We start from the raw sequence: 1,796 nt of genomic DNA, 5'->3' as shown, positions 1-1,796 counted from the left end.
GTTCCGGCACGGTCCGGGCCCGTCCGCCATGGCTCCGGTCCGGTCAGCCGAACTGTCCGGTCAGCGGAACTGTCCGGTCAGGCGAACTGTCCGGGAACGTAGTCGCCCGCCGGCTGCTGGACGAGGACGTTCAGGCGGTTGAAGGTGTTGATGAGGGCGATCCCGCACACCAGGGCGGCGAGCTGGTCCTCGTCGTAGTACTTCGCGGCGTCGGCCCAGACCTCGTCCGGGACCCCGCCGGCCGCGTCCGCGATGCGGGTGCCCTGCTCGGTCAGTTCCAGCGCGGCGCGCTCGGCGTCGGTGAAGACCGTGGCCTCGCGCCAGGCCGCGACCAGGTTGAGGCGGGTCGCGGTCTCCCCGGCATGTGCGGCCTCCTTGGTGTGCATGTCCACGCAGAACGCGCAGCCGTTGATCTGGCTGGCGCGGAGCCGTACCAGTTCCTGCGTGGCGGGCGGCAGTGTCGAGTCCGCGAGGGCCTTGCCCGCCGCGACGACGTGCTTGAGGGCCTTGGCCGAGACCGCGTTGGTGAAGAGGTTGAGACGAGCGTCCATGATCGGTTCCTGCCTTGTGTCGAGTGGTTGCTACACCTCTCTGACGGAGCGGCCGGAGCCGATGTGACAACGGGGCATGTGACCTGTGTCTCCCGGCCGTCACAGCCCGGCGCGGAGGGCGTTCACCCGCGCGGCGGCGGCGTCGAAGGCGGTGGCGTCGAGCTCGCCGGACGCCAGGGCGTCGCTCAGCGCGGTCACCGCCTCGTCCCCCTGGGAGACGCTGCGGGACGAGCAGAGCAGGAGATCCATGCCCGCGGAGGCGGCCAGCACGGCACGCTGCGACGTACTGCCGAAGGCCTGGAGGGCACCCGCCTCCAGGGCGTCGGTGATCGTGACGCCGGTGTAGCCGAGCCGGTCGCGCAGCTCACCGACGACGGCCGGGGACAGACCGGCGGGGCGGGCGGAATCCAGGGCGGTGTAGATGGCCCAGGACAGCATGACGAGTTCGGTGCCGGCGGCGATGGCATCCCGGTACGGTGCCTCGTCCACGCTGCGGAGGGTGGCGGCGGATGTGGTGAGGGTGACGGCCCGGAGATCCGTGTTCTGGCTCGCGGATGCGGGGCCGAGGCCGGGGAAGTGCTTGGCGGTGGCGGCGACACCGGCACCCTGCTGAGCCGTGATGAAAGCGGATCCGCAACTGGCCACGGCAGCTGCGGATTTGCTGTACGAACGCTCGTACTGGTCGGTGAAGTCGCCGTCCTCGCGGTAGACGTCGAGGACCGGCGCGAGGTTCACGTTCATGCCGATGCCCGCGAGGTTCATGCCGGCGCCGCTGCCGGTGGAGTCGGCCCACTGGTGCGGGTCGGCGGAGGCGCCGACGTCCTTGGCCGACATGACGGGCTCACCGGGCAGCCGGCGGATCATGCCGCCTTCCTGGTCGGTCATCAGGAGCAGCGGGTCCTTCACGGGCGAAGAGGCGTGCGCCGCGTTCATCGACTGGATGACGCTCTCGATCTGGCTCAGGTTCTCGACGTTCTCCCCGAAGAAGATCACGCCGGCCGTGCGGCCCTCCTTGATGGCGCTCATCAGGGAGGCGGGTGGCGTGAGTCCGGGGTAGGAGTGGATGACGCACTGCCCGGCGCGCTGCTCGGGCGACAGGGCGGCGGAGCGGGAGCGCGCGTTCTCGGGAATCCGCACGGCCGCTTCCGAACCGGCCGACAGCCCCAGCCCGCCGGCCAGGGCTGCGGTTCCGGCGATCAGGGCGCCGCGCCTGCTGAGAGGTGGTGTCGAGCTCATGACTAGCTC

2 protein-coding genes are annotated in these 1,796 nt (G+C 70.8%); both read right to left on the bottom strand.

All coding sequences use genetic code 11. The features are described 5' to 3' along the window. Positions 1 to 77 precede the first annotated feature (77 nt). Positions 78 to 551: a carboxymuconolactone decarboxylase family protein gene (locus tag ACFVW8_RS39075; RefSeq protein ID WP_389698804.1), complete on the bottom strand. Its 474-nt coding sequence runs from the start codon at positions 549 to 551 to the stop codon at positions 78 to 80. Between the two features lie 99 nt (positions 552 to 650). Continuing rightward, positions 651 to 1,787: a glycoside hydrolase family 3 N-terminal domain-containing protein gene (locus ACFVW8_RS39070; RefSeq protein ID WP_389698805.1), complete on the bottom strand. Its 1,137-nt coding sequence runs from the start codon at positions 1,785 to 1,787 to the stop codon at positions 651 to 653. Positions 1,788 to 1,796: the final 9 nt, after the last annotated feature.

The sequence above is a fragment of the Streptomyces sp. NPDC058221 genome (genome assembly GCF_042882365.1).
GTDB lineage: Bacteria > Actinomycetota > Actinomycetes > Streptomycetales > Streptomycetaceae > Streptomyces.
This window is presented reverse-complemented; position numbering and strand designations above follow the sequence as displayed.